Origin of the sequence: Acidovorax sp. Root217, assembly GCF_001428645.1 — a bacterium.
Lineage (GTDB): Bacteria > Pseudomonadota > Gammaproteobacteria > Burkholderiales > Burkholderiaceae_C > Acidovorax.
The window spans coordinates 32,640-54,350 of record NZ_LMIH01000042.1 but is presented as its reverse complement, the minus strand read 5'-3'; the positions used below and the strand labels follow the sequence as shown (position 1 = coordinate 54,350).

The window sequence follows — 21,711 nt, the reverse complement described above, 5'->3', positions numbered from 1 at the left end:
GGCTTGGCGTAGCCACTGTGGGGCTGATTGAATTCCATCGAAGGCGGCTGCCGACGATTGCAAGGGCGCTCCCGGCAAGACCCCATGGCCGCTACTGGATTGCACCGGTTCTGGTGCCATCGTGCCACTCCCCGTTACAGTTGAAAACTCATCAGTTCAACTCAATACCGGAGAGTTTCATGCTGTCACGCCGCCATTTCCTGGGTGTTGGGCTTGCCGCCCCTGCCTTTTACGCTGCGGGCTCGTTCGTGCCCGTGTGGGCGCAGAATGCGCCCAACTTCGGTACGCCCACCCTGCCCAACCCGGGCTTTCGGCGCATGAAGGTGGGCGATGTGGAGGTGGTGGCGCTGGCCGATGGCGTCACGCGCCGCCCGCTGGGCGAGGAGTTCGTGAAAAACGCGCCGTTGGCCGAAGTGCGTGCGCTGCTCACCTCGCAGGGCCTGCCCACGGACTACATCGACGTGCCCTACACCCCCTTCCTGGTGGTGGCAGGCGGGCGCAAAATCCTGATCGACACGGGCCTGGGCGAGTTTGGCGGCCCCACCACCGGCAAGCTGCTCGACAGCCTGGCCGCTGCAGGCCTGAAGGCCGATGACATCGACACCGTGCTCATCAGCCACTACCACGGCGACCACATCAACGGTATTCGCAATAAGGCGGGCGCGCTGACCTTCCCAAAGGCCAAGGTGCTGGTGCCGGCCGCTGAGCATGCCTTCTGGATGGACGATGCCCGCATGGCGGCTGCCCCTGCAGGCATGAAGGGCGCCTTCGAGAATGTGCGCCGCACCTTTGCCACCATGCCGGCCGACACGCTGGTGCAGTTCGGGGCGGGTACCGAAGTGGCACCGGGCATCCAGTCCGTGGCGGCCTACGGGCACACGCCGGGCCACACCCTGTTTGAGCTCAAGTCCGCCGGCCAGAACTTCTTTTACGTGGCTGACCTGACCAACGTGCCGGCCCTGTTCGCACGCAACCCCGACTGGGCCGTGACCTTCGACATGGATGCCGAGGCCGCACGCAAGGTGCGGCGCGAGGTGTTCCAGCGCATCACCGCCAGCAATGCCATGCTGGGGGGCTTTCACTTCCCGTTCCCGGCTTTCGGGCGCATGGCGGCATCGGGCAATGGCTATGCCTTCCAGCCCGCAGCCTGAAGTGGCCGTTGGCCGGCGCACCGTGCTGGGCGCCGGGCTGGCGTTGACCACGCTGCATGCCTGGGCCGCCCAGGACCCCGAGGCCGAGGCCCTGCTGCGCAAGGGCGGGGTGGTGGCTGCGTTCCGCCACGCGCTGGCGCCCGGCACCTTCGATCCACCGGGGTTTCGCCTGGGCGACTGCGGCACGCAGCGCAACCTCAGCGAAGAAGGGCGCGAGCAGGCACGGCGCACCGGCGTGTGGTTCAAGGAGCGCCAGCTGCAGCCGGCCAAGGTGCTTTCGAGCCCCTGGTGCCGCTGCATCGACAGTGCCACGCTGGCCTTTGCCGCGCCCCAGGTCTGGCCCGCGCTGGGTTCGCCGCGCGGCGCGCCGGAGACCACCGGTGCCGGCCACCTGCGCGAGCTGCGCCAGGCGCTGGCGGCCGCGTCGGCGCGGGGCGCAAGCTTCGAGGCCTGGTTCACCCATATGTTCGTGCTGTCCGATCTGGCCAGCACCAACACCAGTTCGGGCGAGGCGCTGATCCTGCGCGCGGACCGCAGCGGCAAGACCGAGGTGCTGGCCCGCCTGCAGGTTCAGGGCTGAGGGTTTAGCTACACGTCTGCGAGTTGACGATGCGCTTCAAAGCATCGGTGTCGAGGATGCGCACATGGCGCTGCTTGACCTCGACGATGCCGTCCTCGGCGAACTTGGAGAAGGTGCGGCTCACCGTTTCGAGCTTGAGGCCCAGGTAGCTGCCGATTTCTTCGCGCGTCATGCGCAGCACCAGTTCGGACTGCGAGAACCCGCGCGCGTGCAGGCGCTGCACCAGGTTGAGCAGAAAGGCGGCCAGGCGCTCTTCGGCGCGCATGCTGCCCAGCAGCAGCATCACGCCGTGCTCGCGCACGATCTCGCGGCTCATGATCTTGTGCACATGGTGCTGCAGGGCCGTGACCTCGCGCGAGAGCTCCTCGATGCGGTCGAAGGGCATCACGCAGACCTCGGCATCTTCGAGCGCCACGGCGTCGCAGGTATGGTGGTCGTTGACGATGCCGTCCAGGCCGATGATCTCGCCCGCCATCTGAAAGCCCGTCACCTGGTCGCGCCCGTCCTCGGTGGCCACGCAGGTCTTGAAGAAGCCGGTGCGGATGGCGTAGAGCGAGGTGAATACCTCGCCGTTGTGGAACAGCGTGCCCCCGCGCTTGACCTTGCGCCGCACGGCCACGATCTCGTCGATGCGCGTGAGCTGCTCGTCATTCAGGCCCACGGGCATGCACAGCTCACGCAGGTTGCAGTTGGAGCAGGCGACTTTGATGGCAAGCGGGTTCATGGGCGTGGACGCTGGTTGGAGGCGCGGGCGGACCGTGTCCGGGGAGAGGAGCGTGGTGGTGGCTGACATGCATCAAATTGTCGCCACTCTGACTCCGTGAACACTTGATCTACATCAAGGCCGGTGGGCAACGGCTGCGGCAAAGTCCTTATCAAAGAAGGATTTCCCCCAAATGACCGCTGTGACGCCCGAACTTCTGAGCCGCTTCGATGTGCCTGGTCCCCGCTACACCTCCTACCCCACGGCCGACCGTTTCGTCGAGGCTTTCGGCGAAGACGAGTATGTGCTGGCCCTGGCCCAGCGCAAGGCGGGCACGCCGGGCAAGGCGCTGCCGCTGTCGCTGTACGTACACATCCCGTTCTGTGAATCGCTGTGCTACTACTGCGCCTGCAACAAGATCATCACCAAGCACCACGACCGGGGCGACGTGTACCTGCGCTACCTGGCGCGCGAGGTGGCGCTGCACACGGCCCACTGCGGCACGGGCCAGATGGTGAGCCAGCTGCACCTGGGCGGGGGAACGCCCACCTTTCTGTCGGACGACAAGCTGCGCGAGCTGATGGCGGTGCTCAAGCGCAGTTTCACGTTCGCGCCGGGCGGCGAATACTCCATCGAGGTGGACCCGCGCACCGTGACGGCCGAGCGCCTGGCGGTGCTGGCCGAACTCGGGTTCAACCGCCTGAGCTTTGGCGTGCAGGACTTCGATGCCGACGTGCAGAAGGCCGTGCACCGCGTGCAGCCGGCCGGGCAGGTGTTTGCGCTGGTGGAGGCGGCGCGCAGCCTGGGTTTCGAGTCGGTCAACGTGGACCTGATCTATGGCCTGCCGCGGCAGACGCCTGAATCCTTCGACCGCACGCTGGAGCAGGTCAAGCAATTGCGGCCCGACCGCATTGCGCTGTATGCCTACGCGCACCTGCCCGAGCGCTTCAAGCCGCAGCGGCGCATCGTGCCGGCCGAGCTGCCAGCGGCGCCTTCCAAGGTGGCCATGCTCTCGCGCTCGCTGCAGCAGTTCATGGATGCGGGCTATGTCTACGTGGGCATGGACCACTTCGCGCTGCCCACCGATGCTTTGGCCGTGGCCAAGCGCCAGGGGCGGCTGCACCGCAACTTCCAGGGCTACAGCACCCAGCCCGACTGCGACCTGATCGCCCTCGGGGTCTCGGCCATCGGCCGGGTGGGCGCCACCTACAGCCAGAACGCCAAGACCCTGGATGAGTACTACGACCTGCTGGACCAGGGCCGCCTGCCCGTGGTGCGTGGTCTGGCCCTGAACCGCGACGACCTGGTGCGCCGCGCCGTGATCATGGCGCTGATGTGCCAGGGCGAGCTGCTGTTCGAATCCATCGAGGCGGGCTGGCTGATCGACTTCCGGCGCACCTTTGCGGCCGAACTGGAGCAGCTCGCGGGCCTGCAGGCGCAGGGCCTGGTGAGCGTCACGGAGGAGGGCATCACCGTCTCGGCCATGGGTTGGTTCTTCGTGCGCGGCATTGCCATGGTGTTCGACCGCTACCTGCAGGCCGACCGCAACCGCGCCAGATTCTCCCGGATCATCTGACCATGCTGTCCACCCTGGGCTTAACCGCGCTGCTGATGGGCCTGGCCGGTGGCCCGCACTGTCTGGCCATGTGTGCGGCGCCGTGCGGGGCGCTGGTGGGGCAGGGTGGGGAGCAGCCTGTCCGCTGGGCCGGGCAGGGGGGCTCCGGGGTGGCTGAACCCGTAGCATCGCTTGTGCTGGGCCGGCTGCTGGCCTTCCATGGCGGGCGCTTGGTCGGCTATGCGGGCCTGGGCGCGGCCGCTGCGACCGCGATGGACAGCCTGGCCTGGCTGACCCAGCGCACCGCCGCGCTGCAGCCGGCCTGGACCTTTTTGCACCTGGCCATCATGGCCTGGGGCCTGCTGCTCCTGGTGCAGGCGCGCCAGCCGGCCTGGGTGGAAGGCCTGGGCCGCTCGGTGTGGCGGCGCGTGCAGCCCCTCACGGCGGGGGCGGGCGGCGTGGGTGCGGCCGGGCTGCTCTGGGCGCTGATGCCCTGCGGCCTGCTGTACTCGGCCCTGCTGGTGGCGGCGCTCAGCGGTGGGCCGGTGCAGGGGGGCGCCACCATGGCGCTGTTCGCCCTGGGCAGTGGCCTGTGGCTGGTGGGCGGGCCGTGGCTGTGGTCGCGCCTGCGCAGCCGCATCAACCAGGCCCGGGCAGACTGGGGCACGCGCGTGGCCGGGGGGCTGCTGTGCGCGGCGGCCGGCTGGGCGCTGTGGATGGACCTGGTCTACAAGCCTTCGCTGTGGTGCCGGTGAGACAGCCGGTCGGCCGCCAGCTGTTGTTTTGCGCGTCCTACGCAGTTGCACGGATCGCAGGGCCGCCTGATCGGTGCATTGCCAGGGCTCTGCGTCTGCAGGGGGGCGGCCTGGAGCGAAACGCGGCTTTGGCGCAACGCTCCGGTGCAGGGTTTTCCCCGGGGTGTCGTGCATTGCATCACCGAATTCGGGACAGTATCGCCATGGCTATGTCCTATGACATTGCAGGACAAGACAGGCCTTCAGAACTGGTGATAATGGTGTAACCAATGGTGGCAGCGATGCCGCCGTGCTTCCACCCGTACGCCCCGAAGTGAATTCTTCCATCCTCATCGACATCAGCCAGCTGCGCATCGGCATGTACATCCAGCTCGACCTGGGCTGGATGCACCATCCGTTTCCGGTGAGCAGTTTCCGGGTGGCGTCTGCCGAGCAGATCGCCACCTTGCGCGAACTGGGGCTGACGGAGGTGCGCTACGTCCCCAAGAAGAGCGATCCCGACCTCCGCGAGCTGGCGCTGCCCCCGGTGGGCAGCCCCGAGGAGGCGCCGCCCGCCGATGCTCCAGGCGCCGCGCGGGAGGCGACGGCCCCCGCTCCGCTTGCTGTGCCACCCGACCCCGCTGTGGACGAGGCCGCCGCCCGCCGGCGCCGGCTGTTGGAGGCGCAGAACCGTGCCCTGGCCCAGTGCAACCAGCGCTTTGGCGAGGCCACGCGCCGCTACGTGGCGCTGGAGAAGGTGGTCGTGGACCACCCCGAGCGCGCGCGTACCGAGGGTGAAGTGCTGGTGGCCGGCTGCGTCAGCGACCTGCTCAACAACGGCGATTCGGTGATCCGCCTGCTCTCCGAAGGCGTGGGCGAGCCCGGGGCGCTGCACCCCGTGAACGTGCTGGTCGTCAGCCTGCTGCTGGGCAAGGCCCTGGGCATGAAGGCCGAAGACCTGCAGGACCTGGGGGTGGCCGCCCTGATCCATGACGTGGGCAAGATGCGCCTGCCCGACGCATTCAAGAACGCGCAGGCCCACATGCCCGCGCCCGAGCGCGCCCGCTACGAGGGCCATGTGCGCGAATCCGTGGCGCTGGCGGGCCGCATGGGCCTGGGCAAGCCGGTGCTGCTGGCCATTGCGCAGCACCATGAAATGGTGGACGGCAGCGGTTTTCCGATGCGGCTCACGGCGGCAGACCTCTCGCGCCCCGGCCAGGTGCTGGCGCTGGTAAACCACTACGACCGCCTGTGCAGCCCCGGCAGCGGCATGGGCGGGCTGACCCCGCACGAAGCGCTGTCCGTCATCTTCGCCCAGCACAAGGCGCGCTTCGACGCCGTGGTGCTGGGGGCCTTCATCCGCATGATGGGGGTGTACCCGCCGGGCTCCATCGTGCAGCTGGTCAACGACCGCTACGCCATCGTGGCCTCGGTCAACTCCTCGCGGCCGCTGCGCCCCAAGGTCATCGTGCACGACCCGCGCGTGCCCAAGGACGAGGCGCCCATCCTGGACCTGGAGACGGTGCCCGAGCTCGGCATACGCCGCAGCCTCAAGCCCGCCCAGCTGCCGCGCGAGGCGCTCGACTACCTGTCGCCGCGCAAGCGCATCTGCTACTTCTTCGAGCGTGCCGTGGCCCCCGTCCCCGACGAGGGTGGAGCGTGATCCGGCCGCTGCCGCAGGCATGGATCGACGGTTTGCTGGAGGCGGTATGGCTCGTCGATGAAAAGACCCTGTACATCCTGGCCGCCAACCAGGCGGCCGAGCACCTGACGGGCCTGACCATCGCCGACATGCTGGGCACGCCGGTCACCCTGCTGGCGGCCACGCCGCAGGACCAGATCTTCTGGAGCCAGCCGGCCGCCGTGGTGGCCGACGGCATCCATTCGCACACCAGCGTGCTGCACGCCACCGGCATCCTGGTGGCGGTGGAGCGGCGCGTGACGCGCGTGCCCCGGCTCGAAGGCGGCACGGCCTTCCTCGTCACCATGGTGGACCGAAGCCACCAGCAGGCCACCGAGCGCGAGCTCGAAACCCTGTTGGCCGAGCTGCGTGCCACGCTCGATTCGGCCGCCGACGGCATGCTCGTGTGCGGCCTCGATGGGCGGGTGCGCGCCTTCAACCAGCGGCTGGCCCAGCTGTGGAACGTGCCGGCCCCGCTGCTGGTGCGCCGCGACGACGAGGCCTTGTTTGCCCACATGGCCGACCAGGTGGCCGACGTGCCCACCTATGTCGAGCGCCTGGCCGCCGTGGTGGCCGAGCCCATGCAGGAGAGCATCGACATCCTCGGGCTGCGCAACGGCATGAGCCTGGAGCGCCGCTCGGTGCCCCAGTTCAGCCAGGGGCGCGCCGTGGGGCGGGTGTATTCGTTTCGCGACATCACGCGCCAGAACGAGGTGCAGGCCAGCCTGCGCCTGGCGGCGCGGGTGTTCGAGTCGAGCATGGACGCGATCTTCATCGCCGACAGCCACCACCGCCTGATGCGCATGAACCCCGGCTGCGAGCGCCTGGTGGGCAAGACCGCGCGCGCCTTCGAGGGTGCGGCTGCAGCCTCGCTGTTCGGTGGCGGGCCCGATGCCGACTTCATGGCCCAGGTCGAGGCCGGCTGGGCGCGCGAGGGCTTCTGGGAGGGCGAGCTGTGGCTGCCCCGCGAAAACGACGCCTACTGCGCCGTGCAGCTGTCCTGGGTGGCGCTGCGCGACGACGAGGACCGGCTGGTGCAGAGCATCGGCTTCATGCGCGACCTCACCTTGCAGCACGCCGCGCAAAAGCGCATCGAGGAGCTGGCCTACAGCGACGTGCTCACCGGCCTGCCCAACCGCCTGCTGCTGTCGCAGCGCGTGGACACCGCCATCCAGGGCGCGCGCCAGAGCGACACCGGCTTTGCCATTCTGTTCCTGGACCTCGACCGCTTCAAGATCATCAACGACTCGCTGGGCCACCCGTTCGGCGACCGCGTGCTGCAGCTGGTGGCCGAGCGCCTGCAGACCTGCCTGCGCCAGACCGACATGCTGTGCCGCCTGGGCGGCGACGAGTTCGTGATCTACCTGCACGGCGGCGATGCCGTGGTGGCCGAGAGCGTGGCGCGCCGCATCCTCGATGAGATGCTGCGCCCCTTCACGCTTGACAGCATGGGCTTTTCGATCCAGTGCAGCATCGGCATGGCGCTGTACCCGCAGGACGGCAGCTCGCTGGACGAGCTCATCAAGCAGGCCGACACGGCCATGTACCAGGTCAAGGAACGCGGCCGGGGCAGCTACGGCTTCTACCAGCCGCAGATGAACGCCAACCTGCTCTCGCGCATGAAGCTGGAGCACGCCATGCGCCAGGCCCTGGGCGAGCAGCGCATGGCCGTGCACTACCAGCCGCAGGTGAGCATGGAGACCGGTGCCATCACCGGCGCCGAGGCGCTGATCCGCTGGACCGACCCCGAGTTCGGCTCCGTCTCGCCCGGCATGTTCATCCCGCTGGCCGAAGAATCCGGCTACATCGTCACGCTGGGCGCCTGGGTGATGGAGCAGGCCGTGCGCGAGGCGGCGGCCTGGATCCACAGCGGCCACCCCATCGTGGTGTCGGTCAACGTCTCGGCGCTCGAATTCCGCCAGCCCGACTTCGTGGAGCGGCTCACGCGCCTGTTGGCCGTGCACCAGTTGCCGCCCACACTGCTGGAGCTGGAGCTGACCGAAACCATTTTGCTGCAGGACGCTACCGAAATGGAGCAGCGCCTGCACGAACTGGCGGGCCTGGGTGTGAGCCTGGCCATCGACGACTTCGGCACCGGCTATTCGAGCCTGGCGTATCTGAAGAAGCTGCCCATCCACAAGCTCAAGATCGACCAGTCCTTCGTGCGCGGCCTGCCCGACGACGATGGCGACCGGGCCATCGTCAGCGCCATCATCAGCATGGGCCGCGCGATGCGCATCGAGGTGGTGGCCGAAGGGGTGGAGACCGAGGTGCAGCGCGCCGTGCTGCAGCAGATGCACTGCGACCACTACCAGGGTTTTCTGTGCGCGCCCGGCCTGCCGGCCGAAGACTTTCGGCGCCTGCTGGGCCGGCCAACGGTGGCACCGCCCGGTGTGCCAGCGCCGCAGCCCGTGACAGCAAAGCCCGCGCCAGAGCCTGGGGACTGAGCCCTCAGGGGCATTTGTCGTTGCAAAGAGCTGGGCGCCGATCTGCCAGCAGTGGTGCAAGCAATCGACCTTCTCAGCCCGCAAGCCTGCTTGCCAGGGGCGGGCGTTCGGCAAGTACGGTCCGCGTCGCTGCATCGGCTGGAAACAATGTCTCGATCCGCATCTCCTGCAACGTTACGTCTTGCGCCGTGCCTATGGTGGCAATGGTGGTGAAAAGATTGAGTTCGATGCTGTCTCGTTTCAAGTTCAATCCTGAGATCAGTGGCAGTGTCTCGACCGGCAGGCGCGGCTCGCCCAGAGCCTTGAGTACGGGATCGATCTCCATCAGCAGTTCGTCGTCGCGTTGCTCGCGCACATGCGCGCTGCCCAAATCGCGACGCAGGCGGCCCAGTACCTTGCGCTGCACTTCCTCCAGGTTCCGGATGAAGCCCCGCATGCCTTCGGGGCGCATGACCAGCTGCGCCATGTTGACGGGTGCTGCACACTTGCCGGCATCGGCGGTGAAGGTGGCCAGCACCCACCTTCCTGCTGCGTTCGCGTCGACCACGTCGTAACAGCGATTGACGATGAAGGTGGGATTGGGCTCCATGGCCTGAAGTACGAACTGCAGCGCGTCGCGCACGGGTCCGAGTGTGAGTCCGTCCATTGGCGTCTCGGTATAGAGCGGCGCGAAGCCGGCAGCAGCCAGCAGCTGGTTTCGCGCGCGCAGGGGCAGGTCCATGGCTTTCGTCAGCACCGCCACCATCTCGCGACTGGGGCGGGCCTTGCCGGTTTCCAGGTAGCTCACGTGGCGTGTGGAGACGCCCGCAGCCAACGCCAGATCCATCTGGCTTTGCCCGCGCATGGCACGCCATGATTTGAGTTGCGGGCCAAAATGCGATGCAGTCTTCATGGCTCCAAGAATAACGTTTCGTTTCGTGGCGGCAATAACCTGCGACGTTATCGACAGCCCAGGTAGCGGGCCTAAGAATGCACCCCATGCAAACTTATTTCCTCCACCCCAACGGCATCTCGGCGCAGGAGCGCGAGGTGCCCACGCCAGGCCCCAGCGACATTGTTGTGCGCGTCAAGGCCGCATCACTCAACAAGCGCGACTTGTTCATCCAGGCGGGCACGTACCCCATCGCCGCGAGGTCCGGCGTGGTGCCGCTATCGGACGGCGCGGGGGAGGTGGTAGCCGTGGGCGGGCATGTCAAACGCTTTTCTATCGGCGACCGCGTGGCGGGCAATTATTTCGCGCGCTGGAAGAGTGGTCCCATCGGCTACGACGTGTTTGACCAGCTGGGTTGCACGCTCGACGGCATGCTTGCCGAGTACACAGTACTGCATGAAGAGTGGGCCGTGCGCGTGCCCGCTCACTTGACATGGCTAGAGGCCGCCACGCTGCCTTGCGCCGGGGTTACGGCGTGGAACTGTGTCGCAGGCGCCGTACCCATTGTGGCGGGGCAGACGGTGCTCGTGTTGGGCTCGGGTGGCGTCTCGTTGTTCGCGCTGCAGCTGGCCAAGGCCATGGGTGCGCGGGTGCTCGCCACCACTTCCAGCGACGAGAAGGGCCATCGGCTCAAGGCACTGGGTGCGGATGCAGTCATCAACTACTGCCATGAGCCCGAGTGGGGCAAGGCGGTGCGCGCGGTCACCGGCGGCGCGGGGGTGGACTTGGTGGTGGAGACTTTCGGGGCTGACACCATTGAGCAGTCCATTCGTGCGGTGGGCCTGCATGGCCAGGTGATGCTGTTGATCGCGCGCGGCGTGCACAAGGCGAACATCGAGATCTCCTCGCAGGCCTACGGCGCCAGCATGGCCACCATCCGCCGCGTGTTCGTCGGCAATCGCGACAGCTTCGAGGCGATGAACCGGGCCCTCACGGAGCACCAGATACGGCCCGTCATCGACAGCGTATTCCCATTCGCGCAAGCCCAAGAGGCGTACCGCCACTTCGAGCGCGGCCAGTCGTTCGGCAAGGTCGTCATTTCCATGGAAGCCACCGGGAGAGAGTCATGCAGCAGCCACTAGACAGTTTCATTGCCGAGTACCTGGCCATGTGGCACGAACCCGATGCCCCACGGCGGCGGGCGATCGTGGAGCGGCTGTGGGCACCCGGGGCCGAGAACATCACCCGCAATTTCACCGCCCGAGGCCTGGGCGAGATCGCCGCGCGTGTGGACAGGGCCCACATGGAGTGGGTGCACCAGCGCGACTTCATCTTTCGCTCCCGCGGCAATGCCGATAGCCACAACCACCTTGTCAAATTCCATTGGGAGATGCTGCCCCGCGTGGGAGGCCCAATTGAAGCGCGCGGGCTGGACCTGCTGGTACTGGACGAGGCAGGGCGGATCCGCTCGCTCTACCAGTTTGCAGAGCAGCTTGCCGCGTAGACCAGGCGCGGACCAAAGCCGCCGCAGAGGGCTCGAAGGAGGCGTTTTTGCGGGCCGCACGGCATCAATCGGCGCTGGCCCTCAGATACTTGAGAGGCCTTTGTAGAGCATGTACGCGGCCAGGCAGAACAGCAGGCTGGCGAATACGCGCTTGAGCTGCTTGACCGGCAGGTTGTGTGCAGCCTTGGCGCCCAGCGGTGCGGTGAGCACGCTGCACACCGCGATCACGGCCAGGCCGGGCAGCCAGATGTAGCCCAGCGAGGCGGGCGGCAGGTTCTGCACCGTCTGCCCGCTGACGGCATAGCCCACCACGTTGGCCAGCGCGATCGGAAAGCCCAGTGCGGCGCTGGTGGCCACGGCATTGTGGATGGCCACGTTGCACCAGGTCATGAAGGGCACGCTCACGAAGCCGCCGCCGGCACCCACCAGGCCCGACAGGAAACCGATCACCCCACCCGCGGCCAGTTGCCCGCCGGTGCCCGGCATCTGGCGCGTGGGCGCGGGCTTCTTGTCCAGCAGCATCTGGCTGGCCGAGAAGCTCACGAACAGCGCGAAGAAGATCGCCAGCGACGAGCCCTTGAGCAGCGCGAAGATGCCCAGGCTGGCCGCGAAGCCGCCGATCACGATGCCCGGCGCCAGGCGCTGGACGATGTCCCAGCGCACCGCACCGCGCTTGTGGTGCGCGCGCACGCTGGAGATGGAGGTGAAGACGATGGTGGCCATCGAGGTGGCGATGGCCATCTTCACTGCCAGGTCCGGCGCGACTTCGCGTGCGCCCAGGATGTAGGTCAGGAAGGGCACCATCAGCATGCCGCCGCCAATGCCCAGCAGCCCCGCGAGAAAGCCCGTGCACAGGCCGAGGACGCCGAGTTCAACGATCAGGAGGGGGTCGAGCATGGGGAGGTGGCAGATGGAAATGGAGGGGGCGGGAAGGTGCTGCAATGCGGCAGGAATTGTAGAGCGCGGGCTTGTCGGCTGCAGGCGGTCTGGCTACTTCGCCTTGCCCGGCCGCGCTCCATGGCGACGCAGCAGCGCCACCTTCGCGGGCTCCTGCCTCGTGAGCGCCACATCCAGCGGTGTTTCGCCGGCCTTGTTGGCCGCATTCGGGTTGGCGCCCAGCTTGAGCAGCTGCGCCATCACGTCCTGCATCTCCGGGTGCTCGGTGGCGGCATGCAATGGGGTGTTGCCGCCGTGGTCGCGGGCCTCGATTTTTGCGCCTGCTTGCACCAGCAGTTTCGCCATCTCCGGGTAGGCGGCCAAATGAAGCGGCGTGGTGCCTTCGCGGTTGGCCGCATTCACGTTGGCGCCGCGCGCGATCAGCAGGCGGGCCATGGCGGTGTGCTCTTCGCCGGCCACGCCGTGCAGCGGAGTAAAGCCTGCGGCGTCTCCCTGGTTCACGCTGGCTGGGTCGCGGGCCAGGAGCCGTTCCACCGCTGCGCGGTGATTGAACACGGCGGCGTCGTACAGCGTGGCTCGGTGCACTGACTTGGCGGCACCGGTCTGGGGCAGCACGGGCAACGCGATCATGGCAAGCACACAGCAGCAGACCGCCTGGCGGATGGTGGATCGGGCTTGCATGGATGGGGGTGGAAGACCTGGAGCGGTGGAACCGTTTGTTGGCAGGATGCAGGTGAATGCAGGGCCGAAAAAAATGGCTGCCGGATCGCTCCGGCAGCCATTTGGGGAATAGGTGTCTGCGGCATTGCTACCGGACCCTCATCCTGAACCGGGGGTTCAGGTGGGCGAGGGCAGCCAGGTGTTGGGTTCATCTGACGCGAGATGATCACGCTCCCCTGGCGATGTACCAAGCCCGTGCTCGTTGAGCATTGGTTCAAGGAAATATAAGACCCGACGGCACCGCAGACACCTTTATTGTAGGCGCTGCAAATGCCCTTTGCAGCCGTTAGGCGATGTAAAGAAAATCTCCAGAATGTGTGCCGCTGATAGCGTGCGGCGCGGCGCTTTCTGGCCCTACAGCAGCCGACCGTCTTCGCCCAGGGCCTGGTCCAGGCGCTGCACCAGGCTTTGCAGGCGCAGGGCCTCGTCCGCATCGGGTGGCAGCAGCGATTCCTGCACGCCGCTGGCGCTGCGCCGGGGCGGTGGCGCCGGCATGTCGTCGCCCATTGCCATGGGGGTGGCCATGGGCACGGGGTGGGGGTGGTCGGCCGCCTCGGCGAGGTCGGCGGCTTCGCGGTCGGCGATCTCGAAAGCGAGGTTCAGTGCGGCCAGCACCGCGATGCGTTCACGGGCACGCACCTTGCCGGCATCGCGGATGCGCGTCATGGCGGTGTCCACGCGCTCCACGGCGTCGAGCAGCCGGCTCTCGTGCCCCTCGGGGCAACTGAGCAGGTAGCTTTGCTGCAGGATCTGCACCTCGATTTGCTTCATGCGGCGTCTTTCGCGGGAGGGGCCTGGGGCAGGCGCTCGAGCAGGGCGTCCACGCGCGAGCGCGCTGCGCTCAGGCGGGATTTGAGGGAGTCGCGCTCCTGGGTGAGTGCGGCCACCTGCTCGGACAGCAGGGCGTTGGTGCGCTGCAGTTCGGCGTGGCGCACCAGCAGGCGCTCCACGCGCTCGGCGATCTGGTCAGTGGTCGATGGTGTTGTTGCCATACAGCCACCGATTGTAGGACGGCGGGTTGTAAACGGTCGTAAAATCACCGGGTTGGTGCTCGCGGTGTGGTTCACATGCTGCAGTTCAACGGGAAGCAGGGAGGTGGCGCCACGCATGGCGCGCCGAGCCTGCGCTGCCCCCGCAACGGTCAGCGGACGAAGCCTTCGGGCTTCTCTCTCCAGCCACATGCCACTGGGTGCCTTGAACAAGCACCTGGGAAGGCGTTGGGGAGTGTTCCGCCAGCCCGGATACCGGCCAACACGGTGGTTGCATGCGCCCTGGATTGCAGGGCGCGCGCAGCCGTATCACCCATTTCGCTGGCGGGAGGCCGGCACGGGTTTGTTTGCTGACGATTCGCCCCATGAAAATCCGTACCCCCCGTGCGTGCCTTGCTGCGTCCATCGCCAAGCCCCTGCGCCTGCGTCCCGCCCTGGTGGCCTTGGCTGTGCTCGGCGCCTGCGCCGCTCAGGCCCAGCAGGCCGGTGCCAACGGATCTGTGCTGCTGGCGCAGAACCTGCGCGCGCCTTCGCTGAGCGAAACCGTGGTGACCGCCACGCGCACGCCGCAGCCCCTGTCCGACCTGGTGGCCGACGTGACCGTGATCGACCGCCAGACCATCGAGACCAGCGGCGCCACCGGCCTGGCCGATGTGCTGGCGCGCGTGCCGGGCATCGAGATCTCGCGCAACGGCGGGCCCGGCACCACCACGGGTGTGTTTCTGCGCGGTGCGGAGTCGCGCTTCACGGCTGTCTACATCGACGGTGTGCGCATGGACTCGCAGTCCACCGGCGGCGCGGCGTGGGAGTCGATCCCGCTGGCGCAGATCGACCGCATCGAAGTGCTGCGCGGCCCGGCCGGCGCGGTGTATGGCTCCGACGCCATGGGCGGCGTGGTGCAGATCTTCACCAAGCGGGGCGAGCAGGGCGTGGCGCCCTACGTCGGCATCGGTTTTGGCAACCACGGCACACGCAAGGCCGAGGCCGGCGTGAGCGGTGCCAGCGGCACCATCGACTACGCCTTCGGCATCGCACGCGAGGAGAGCAAGGGCTTCAACGCCCGTACCATCGCCACGCAGAACCCCGACCGCGACGGCTATGAATCCACCTCGGCCAGCGCCCGTGTGGGCCTGCAGGTGAACGCCACGCACCGGCTGGAAGCCACGCTGCTCGCCAACGACCTGGACAGCGGCTACGACAGCGGCCTGGGCAAGGACGACCGCAACCAGCACCAGCTGCACGCCCTGGGCCTGAACTGGCAGGCGCAGTGGACCCCGCAGTACAAGACACGCGTGCAGATCACCGACTCGCGCGACGAGTACCAGACCACGCCGGCCTTCTACCTGACCGAAACGCGGCTGCGCGGCTACCTGTTCCAGAACGAATGGCGCCAGGGCCCGCACCTGGTGACGGCCGCGCTGGAGCGCCGCGAGGACCGCCTGGACAACGCCCCCATCGACCGCAAGCGCTCGCAGGATGCGCTGGCACTGGGCTATGGCTACACCGCCGGCGCCCACACCTTGCAGGCCAATGTGCGCCACGACTCGGACAGCGAGTTCGGCGGCAAGGGCACGGGCAGCCTGGCCTATGGCTACACCTTTGCCCCACAGTGGCGCGCCACGGCATCGGTGGGAACGGCCTTTCGCGCACCCACGCTGTACCACCGCTTCAGCGAGTACGGCACGGGCAGCCTGAACCCCGAGAGCAGCCGCAATGCCGAGCTGGGCCTGCGCTGGGCACAGGCTTCGAGCAGTTTCTCGGTGACCGCCTACCGCAACCGCGTGCAGGACCTGATCGTCTTCGGCCCCGCCGGGCGCTGCCCCTCCACGCAAGGTTGCTATGCGAACGTGGCGCGCGCCGAATACAAGGGCGTGACCTTCGCGGGCTCCTACCGCCTGGGCAGCGTGCAGCTGCGCGGCTCACTGGACCTGCAGAACCCGCGCGACCTCGATACCGGCAAGATGCTGGCGCGCCGCGCCAAGCGCCACGGCACCCTGGGCGCCGACACGCAGCTGGCTGGCTGGACCGTGGGCGCCGAGGTGCAGGCCTCGGGCCGCCGTTTCGACACCGTGGCCAACACCTTCGTGCTGGGCGGCTACAGCCTGTTCAACCTGTATGCCAGCACGCGCATCGCACGCGACTTCACGCTGACCGCGCGCCTTGACAACGCAGCCGACAAGACCTACGAGCTGGCCCGCACCTACGCCACCCCGGGCCGCACGGTCTATGTGGGCGTGAAGTGGGCGCCGCTCTAAGCACAAAGACAACGAGAGAGAGCAGGGAAGGGAAGCAAGAAGAATGGTCACCCCGGCACGCTGTCCGGCGATATTGATCGCCGCCCCGGCATCCGGCCAGGGCAAGACCACCGTCACCGCGGCACTGGCGCGCCTGCATGCGCGCCAGGGCCGGCGGGTGCGGGTGTTCAAGTGCGGCCCCGATTTCCTCGACCCGCACTGGCACCAGCTCGCCAGCGGTGCGCCGGTGCACCAGCTCGACCTGTGGATGAACGGCGAGGCCGATTGCGCGCAGCGCCTGCATGCTGCAGCGTTGGAGAGCGACCTGGTCCTGATCGAAGGCGTGATGGGCCTCTTTGACGGCACGCCGAGCGCGGCCGACCTCGCGCAGCGCTTTGGCGTGCCCGTGCTCGCCGTGGTCGATGCATCCGCCATGGCCGGTACCTTCGGTGCACTGGCCTTTGGCCTGCGCCACTACCGCGCAGGCCTGCCCTGGGCCGGCGTGCTGGCCAACCGCGTGGGGTCGGAGCGCCATGCCCAGATGCTGCGCGACGGCTTGCAGGACGCGGATGACTGGATGGGCGCGCTGATGCGTGTGGCGCCCGGCAATGTCCCCACCAAGGCCTCGGCACCGCTGCTGCCTGAGCGCCACCTGGGCCTGGTGGTGGCGCACGAGCTGCACGATGCCATGCAGCGCCTGGATGCGGCGGCCGACGCGCTGGCCGCCACGCCGCTCGGGCAGATGGGCCTGGACGATCTGCAGCGCTGGGCGGTGGATTTTCCGCCACCCGCAGCGACGCCTGTGGCACCGCTGCTCGCCGGCCGCACCGTGGCCGTGGGGCGCGACGAGGCCTTCTGCTTCATCTACGCGGCCAACCTGCAGTGCCTGGCGCAGATGGGCGCCCAGGTGGTGTTCTTCTCGCCGCTGCACGATGCCGCGCTGCCCGCCTGCGATGCCGTATGGCTGCCCGGCGGCTACCCCGAGCTGCATGCCGCCACCATCGCAGCCAATACCGCCATGCAGGCCAGCCTGCGTGCCCATGTGGCTGCGGCCAAGCCCGTGTGGGCAGAATGCGGGGGCATGATGGCCCTGTTCGAATCGATTGCTTTGGCCGATGGCGCGCAGCACCCGCTGTGGGGCCTGCTGCCCGGCCGCGTGGCCATGCAAAAGCGCCTGGCTGCCTTGGGCCCGCAGCACCTCACGGTGGCGGGGCACACGCTGCGCGGCCATACGTTCCACTACTCCACGGCGCAGAGCACGGTGCCCGTGGTGGGCCGCACGGCGCGCCCGGACGCAGTGCCTGCACCCGATGCCGGTGAGGCGCTGTACCGCCAGGGCAGCATCCACGCGAGCTACTTCCATGCCTGGTTCGCATCCGCTCCCGTTGCGGTGGCGCACCTGCTGGGCGAGGAGGGCGTGCCCGCATGACGACCCTGCCATCCACCATCACCACCGAATTCATCCTCGGCGGCCAGAAGAGCGGCAAGTCGCGCCGCGCCGAGCTGATCGCGCGCGACTGGCTGGCCTGCTCGCCCGCGCACCGTGCCGTGCTGGTCGCCACGGCCCAGCCCTGGGACGAGGAGATGCGCCAGCGCATCGCCCGCCACCAGCGCGACCGCGCAGAGCGCGTGCCCGGCCTCGCCACTCTGGAAGAACCGCGCGACCTGGCTGGCGCATTGCGCCAGCTCGGCAGTGCCGACACGCTGGTGGTGGTCGACTGCCTGACCCTGTGGCTCACCAACTGGACCATGCCGGCGGGCGCCGAGACCATGGGCCGTGAGGACCGCGACGCCCTGGACAGCGACTGGGCTGCCCAGCGCCAGCACTTCTTCACCGCATTGCAGCAAGCCCCTGGCCCCGTTGTTCTGGTGGGCAACGAAATCGGCCTGGGGGTCATCCCCCTGGGGCGCGAGGTGCGCGCCTTCGTCGATGCGCTGGGCGCGCTCAACCAGCAGGTGGCCGAGGTGTGCCCGCGCGTGACCCTGATGGCCGCCGGGCTGCCATTGGCCTTGAAGGAGCCGCGCGGATGACCCCGACCCCCGTGCGCCGCATCCTCTGGGTGATTGCCATCATCGTGGTGCTGGGCCTGCTCATGGCGGGGCTGGCGCAGGCGCAGCCTGTGCAGGTGACGGACGACCGCGGCCGCGTGGTGTCGCTACCCCAGCCGCCGCAGCGCATCGTGACGCTGCTGCCCTCGCTGACCGAGAGCGTCTGCGAGCTCGACCAGTGCCACCGGCTGGTGGGGGTGGACCGCTATTCCAACTGGCCCGAGTCGGTGAACAGGCTGCCCAAGCTGGGCGGCGGGATCGATCCGAGCATCGAGGCCATCGTCGCCGTGAAGCCCGATGTGGTGCTGCTGGCCATGAGCTCGCGCGCCAGCGAGCGCCTGGAGGCCCTGGGCCTGAAGGTCGTGGTGCTGGAGCCCAAGACCCATGCCGACGTGCGCCGTGTGCTCGGCGTGGTGGGCCAGGTGCTGGGTGTGCCCCAGGCCGAGGGCGCCGACCGGCTGTGGCGCGTGATCGACGCGGCCGTGCGGGCGGCGGCCCAGTCGCTGCCGCCCAAGGCGCGTGGCACGCGCGTGTACTTCGAGGTGAGCCGCGGGCCGTATGCGGCCAGTGAGTCCTCCTTCATCGGCGAGACACTGACCCGCCTGGGCGCGCGCAACGTGGTGCCCGCATCGCTCGGCCCCTTCCCCCGGTTGAACCCCGAGTACGTGGTGCGCGCCAACCCCGACGTGATCATGATCGGCAACCGCAGCATGCAGGCCATGGTGCCGTACCCCGGCTGGGCCAGCATGCGCGCCATCCGCGATGACCGCATCTGCGTGTTCGGCCCCGGCGACTCCGACGTGGTGGTGCGTCCCGGCCCGCGCATGGCCGAGGCCGCGCGCATCATGGCGCGCTGCCTGACCGAAAAGGCGCGATGACTGCTGCTGAAAAAACCTTCCTGATCCCCTCGGCTGCGGGCCGGCGCCGCGCCGCCTGGTGCGCGCTGTGGCTGCTGCTGGCCAGCCTGGTCCTGCTGGTGCTGGGCATCGCGGTGGGCAGCACGGGGCTGGAGAGCCTGGTGCACATGGGCGACGACCCGGTGGCCCGCCAGATCGTGTGGGACATCCGCCTGCCGCGCACCCTGGGTGCCTGGCTCGCCGGTGCGCTGCTGGGCCTGGCCGGCGCGGTGGCGCAGGGCCTGTTCCGCAACCCGCTGGCCGATCCGTACCTGCTGGGCAGCGCCTCGGGCGCGGCCCTGGGCGGCGCGGTGGCCATGGCCATGTTCGGCGTGTCGCCCGTGGCCGCGCAGTGGATGGCGCGTATCGGCATCACCGGCATGGCCTTTCTCGGTGCTGCCGGGGCCGTGGTGCTCACGCTGGTGCTGGCCAAGGGTGTGCAGCACACGCTGCGCCTGCTGCTGGCCGGCGTCATCGTGGGCGTGGTGCTGGGCGCCCTGCGCGACCTGGTGGAGCTGGCCTCGCCCGACATCCTGCAGGCCATGCAGGCCTTCATCCTGGGCAGCACGGCCTTTGTCGGCTGGATCGCCTGCGCGCTGATGGGCGCCGCCTGGGCGCTGTGCGCGCTGCTGGCCTGGGTGCTGGCGCGCGCGCTCGACGGCCTCACGCTGGGCGAATCCACCGCCGCCAGCCTGGGCCTGCCGCTCGGGCCCATGCGTGCCGGCCTGGTGGCCGCCATGGCGCTGGCCACCGGCACCGCCGTGGCGCAGACCGGGCTGATCGCTTTTGTCGGCCTGGCGGCGCCGCACCTGGTGCGCTCCATGGTGCGCGTGACGCACGAGCGGCATATTTTGCTGTCCAGCCTGATGGGCGCGGTGCTGCTGCTGGCCGCCGACATCCTGGCGCGCTGGATGCTGGCGCCGCAGGAGCTGCCTGTGGGCGTGCTCACCGCGGCGCTGGGCGGCACCTACCTGCTGTGGCTGATGCACCGGCGCACCGCGCACGGGGGCGGCCTGTGAAGGGCATTGCGCTCAGCGCCCACCACATCACCGCGCGCGTGGGCGGGGCCGAGGTGCTGCACGGCATCGACCTGCACCTGCCCGAGGGCCGCTGGACCAGCATCGTCGGCCCCAACGGCGCGGGCAAGTCCACCCTGCTCAAGGTGCTGGCCGGCCTGCTGCCGCGCGGCCATGTCGATGGCCAGGTGGCACTGCTCGGCCGCATGCTCACCCAGGTGCCGGCCCGCGACCGCGCACGCCAGCTGTCATGGCTGGGCCAGAACGAGGGCTCGGCCGACGATCTGACGAGCTACGACGTGGCCATGCTCGGCCGCCTGCCGCACCAGCCCTGGCTGGCCCCGCCGTCGCCCGCCGACCATGCCGCCGTGGAGCAGGCCCTGCGCACGACCCAGGCCTGGGACTGGCGCGACCGCCCCCTGTCGCAGCTCTCAGGCGGCGAGCGCCAGCGTGTTTTGCTGGCCCGCGCCCTGGCCGTGCAGGCCCAGGTGCTGCTGATGGACGAACCCCTGGCCAACCTCGACCCGCCGCACCAGACCGACTGGCTGCACACCGTGCGTGCCCTGGTCGCTGCCGGCAACACAGTGGTCAGCGTGCTGCATGAGGTGTCGCTGGCCCTGCAGGCCGACGATCTGGTGGTGATGGCCCAGGGCCGCATCACCCACCAGGGGGGTTGTGATGAGCCTGTCACCCACCGCGCGCTGGAAGCCGTTTTCGACAACCGCATCGCGGTGCACGCGCTGCTGGGGCAGTGGGTGGCCTTGCCGCGCTGATCGCTGTTTTTTGTTTTCTCTCTTTCATTTGTTTTAACCAAGGAGCCGTGCCATGCACATCGAACCCGGGCTGGTGGATACCACCAAGATCTTCCTGAGCTATGCCACGGGCGCCACGGCGCTGCTGTACGCCGGCAAGCTGGCGCTCGACATGGTGAAGAAAGAGGGCCCCGTGGCCCTGCTGGCACGCTCGGTCTTCACGATCGCGCTGGTGTTTGCGTTCTTCGAGCTGCTGCCGCACCACCCGGTGGGGGTGTCCGAGGTGCACCTGATTCTGGGCACCACCTTGCTGTTGCTGTTCGGCGCTGCGCCTGCCTGCATCGGTCTGGCTGGGGGTCTGCTGATCCAGAGCGTGTTCTTTGCGCAGCAGGATCTGCCGCAGTACGGGATGAACGTCACCACGCTGTTGGTGCCTTTGTTCGCGACGGCTGCGATTGCCAAGCGCATCGTGCCGGACAGCATTGCCTATGTCGACATGACGTATGCGCAGACGTTCAAGTTGTCGGTGGCGTACCAGGGTGGGATCGTGGTGTGGGTGGCGTTCTGGGCTATCTACGGTGCGGGTGTTGGCTCTGCGAATCTGGAGAGCATTGCCACGTTCGGGGCTGCCTATATGACGGTGGTGTTGTTGGAGCCGCTGGTGGATCTGGGGGTGCTGGCGGCGGCCAAGGCGTTGCGTCGTCTGGAGGGGTCTTCATTCGTTGAGCGCCGGTTGCACCAGGCGGCTTGAGGTTTTTTGGTTGTGGTTGCTGCTGTTTCTTTGCCGAGGGCGGAGGCCGGGATGTGCGCCCGGCGGCGCACCTACTTTCTTTTGCGTCGCCAAAAGAAAGTAGGCAAAGAAAAGGCGACCCCCAGTCTGCGTCCCCCATTCGCCCTGCCGGGCGAATGGGGGCAACCTGCGATGCTCGGAA

21 protein-coding genes and 1 riboswitch are annotated in these 21,711 nt (G+C 68.3%); of the genes, 15 read left to right on the top strand and 6 right to left on the bottom strand.

Features of this window, described 5'->3' with window-relative positions:
* The first annotated feature begins 179 nt into the window (after positions 1-179).
* Both ASE31_RS28800 and ASE31_RS28795 read left to right on the top strand, forming a co-directional pair.
* Entirely contained in the window at positions 180-1,151 is a 972-nt protein-coding gene (locus ASE31_RS28800; RefSeq protein WP_057206356.1) for an MBL fold metallo-hydrolase, read from the top strand.
* Entirely contained in the window at positions 1,123-1,731 is a 609-nt protein-coding gene (locus ASE31_RS28795) for a histidine phosphatase family protein (RefSeq protein WP_082604413.1), read from the top strand. The genes ASE31_RS28800 and ASE31_RS28795 overlap by 29 nt, the downstream gene beginning before the upstream one ends.
* 4 nt (positions 1,732-1,735) lie before the next feature.
* Here ASE31_RS28795 and fnr read toward each other — a convergent pair whose 3' ends face one another.
* Positions 1,736-2,455, bottom strand: a complete 720-nt coding sequence (fnr, locus tag ASE31_RS28790; protein WP_057206353.1) for a fumarate/nitrate reduction transcriptional regulator Fnr — start codon at positions 2,453-2,455, stop codon at positions 1,736-1,738.
* Between the two features lie 172 nt (positions 2,456-2,627).
* Here fnr and hemN point away from each other — a divergent pair, with 172 nt between their 5' ends.
* The 4 genes from hemN (at position 2,628) to ASE31_RS28770 (ending at position 8,851) form a co-directional block, all read left to right on the top strand.
* Positions 2,628-4,010, top strand: coding sequence for an oxygen-independent coproporphyrinogen III oxidase (hemN, locus tag ASE31_RS28785; protein WP_057206351.1), 1,383 nt, complete (start codon positions 2,628-2,630; stop codon positions 4,008-4,010).
* Positions 4,011-4,012: 2 nt separating this feature from the next.
* Positions 4,013-4,744 carry a sulfite exporter TauE/SafE family protein gene (locus tag ASE31_RS28780; protein WP_057206349.1) on the top strand — a complete coding sequence of 244 codons (732 nt, stop codon included), beginning with the start codon at positions 4,013-4,015 and terminating at the stop codon, positions 4,742-4,744.
* 313 nt (positions 4,745-5,057) lie between these two features.
* The gene (locus tag ASE31_RS28775) at positions 5,058-6,386 is read left to right on the top strand and encodes an HD-GYP domain-containing protein (protein ID WP_057206347.1); all 1,329 of its coding nucleotides are present in this window, start codon (positions 5,058-5,060) and stop codon (positions 6,384-6,386) included.
* Positions 6,383-8,851 carry a bifunctional diguanylate cyclase/phosphodiesterase gene (locus ASE31_RS28770; RefSeq protein ID WP_057206345.1) on the top strand — a complete coding sequence of 823 codons (2,469 nt, stop codon included), beginning with the start codon at positions 6,383-6,385 and terminating at the stop codon, positions 8,849-8,851. Before ASE31_RS28775 ends, ASE31_RS28770 begins: the two co-directional genes overlap by 4 nt.
* 73 nt (positions 8,852-8,924) lie before the next feature.
* Here ASE31_RS28770 and ASE31_RS28765 read toward each other — a convergent pair whose 3' ends face one another.
* A complete protein-coding gene (locus tag ASE31_RS28765; protein ID WP_057206343.1) occupies positions 8,925-9,743 on the bottom strand; it encodes a helix-turn-helix domain-containing protein in 819 nt (272 codons plus the stop codon).
* An 86-nt stretch (positions 9,744-9,829) separates the two neighbouring features.
* Between ASE31_RS28765 and ASE31_RS28760 the strand changes: the two genes are divergently transcribed.
* Together ASE31_RS28760 and ASE31_RS28755 are read left to right on the top strand one after the other, a co-directional pair.
* On the top strand, positions 9,830-10,864 hold the full coding sequence (locus tag ASE31_RS28760; RefSeq protein WP_057206341.1) for an NAD(P)-dependent alcohol dehydrogenase: 1,035 nt from the start codon (positions 9,830-9,832) through the stop codon (positions 10,862-10,864).
* On the top strand, positions 10,849-11,226 hold the full coding sequence (locus tag ASE31_RS28755) for a hypothetical protein (RefSeq protein WP_057206339.1): 378 nt from the start codon (positions 10,849-10,851) through the stop codon (positions 11,224-11,226). The genes ASE31_RS28760 and ASE31_RS28755 overlap by 16 nt, the downstream gene beginning before the upstream one ends.
* Before the next feature lie 81 nt (positions 11,227-11,307).
* Here ASE31_RS28755 and ASE31_RS28750 read toward each other — a convergent pair whose 3' ends face one another.
* From ASE31_RS28750 to ASE31_RS28735, 4 genes are all read right to left on the bottom strand, one after another.
* The gene (locus ASE31_RS28750) at positions 11,308-12,123 is read right to left on the bottom strand and encodes a sulfite exporter TauE/SafE family protein (protein ID WP_057206337.1); all 816 of its coding nucleotides are present in this window, start codon (positions 12,121-12,123) and stop codon (positions 11,308-11,310) included.
* 93 nt (positions 12,124-12,216) lie between these two features.
* Positions 12,217-12,804 carry an ankyrin repeat domain-containing protein gene (locus ASE31_RS28745; protein ID WP_082604412.1) on the bottom strand — a complete coding sequence of 196 codons (588 nt, stop codon included), beginning with the start codon at positions 12,802-12,804 and terminating at the stop codon, positions 12,217-12,219.
* 393 nt (positions 12,805-13,197) lie between these two features.
* Complete coding sequence (locus ASE31_RS28740) at positions 13,198-13,614, bottom strand: cell division protein ZapA (protein ID WP_057206332.1); 417 nt, start codon at positions 13,612-13,614, stop codon at positions 13,198-13,200.
* Positions 13,611-13,835, bottom strand: coding sequence for a hypothetical protein (locus tag ASE31_RS28735; RefSeq protein WP_007858570.1), 225 nt, complete (start codon positions 13,833-13,835; stop codon positions 13,611-13,613). Before ASE31_RS28735 ends, ASE31_RS28740 begins: the two co-directional genes overlap by 4 nt.
* Before the next feature lie 36 nt (positions 13,836-13,871).
* Positions 13,872-14,111: riboswitch (cobalamin riboswitch) on the top strand.
* An 86-nt stretch (positions 14,112-14,197) separates the two neighbouring features.
* Between ASE31_RS28735 and ASE31_RS28730 the strand changes: the two genes are divergently transcribed.
* Genes ASE31_RS28730 through ASE31_RS28700 form a run of 7 tightly spaced genes read left to right on the top strand, consistent with a single transcriptional unit; the run spans position 14,198 to position 21,530 of the window.
* Entirely contained in the window at positions 14,198-16,087 is a 1,890-nt protein-coding gene (locus ASE31_RS28730; protein ID WP_057206330.1) for a TonB-dependent receptor domain-containing protein, read from the top strand.
* Between the two features lie 43 nt (positions 16,088-16,130).
* Positions 16,131-17,495: a cobyrinate a,c-diamide synthase gene (locus ASE31_RS28725; RefSeq protein ID WP_057206328.1), complete on the top strand. Its 1,365-nt coding sequence runs from the start codon at positions 16,131-16,133 to the stop codon at positions 17,493-17,495.
* Positions 17,492-18,097, top strand: a complete 606-nt coding sequence (locus ASE31_RS28720) for a bifunctional adenosylcobinamide kinase/adenosylcobinamide-phosphate guanylyltransferase (RefSeq protein WP_057206326.1) — start codon at positions 17,492-17,494, stop codon at positions 18,095-18,097. Before ASE31_RS28725 ends, ASE31_RS28720 begins: the two co-directional genes overlap by 4 nt.
* Entirely contained in the window at positions 18,094-18,993 is a 900-nt protein-coding gene (locus ASE31_RS28715; RefSeq protein ID WP_057206324.1) for an ABC transporter substrate-binding protein, read from the top strand. The genes ASE31_RS28720 and ASE31_RS28715 overlap by 4 nt, the downstream gene beginning before the upstream one ends.
* Positions 18,990-20,030 (top strand): iron ABC transporter permease, encoded by a 1,041-nt coding sequence (locus ASE31_RS28710; protein WP_057206322.1) that lies wholly within the window; start codon positions 18,990-18,992, stop codon positions 20,028-20,030. The genes ASE31_RS28715 and ASE31_RS28710 overlap by 4 nt, the downstream gene beginning before the upstream one ends.
* On the top strand, positions 20,027-20,800 hold the full coding sequence (locus tag ASE31_RS28705) for an ABC transporter ATP-binding protein (protein WP_057206319.1): 774 nt from the start codon (positions 20,027-20,029) through the stop codon (positions 20,798-20,800). The genes ASE31_RS28710 and ASE31_RS28705 overlap by 4 nt, the downstream gene beginning before the upstream one ends.
* Positions 20,801-20,852: 52 nt before the next feature.
* On the top strand, positions 20,853-21,530 hold the full coding sequence (locus ASE31_RS28700; RefSeq protein ID WP_057206317.1) for an energy-coupling factor ABC transporter permease: 678 nt from the start codon (positions 20,853-20,855) through the stop codon (positions 21,528-21,530).
* The last annotated feature ends 181 nt before the right edge of the window (positions 21,531-21,711 follow it).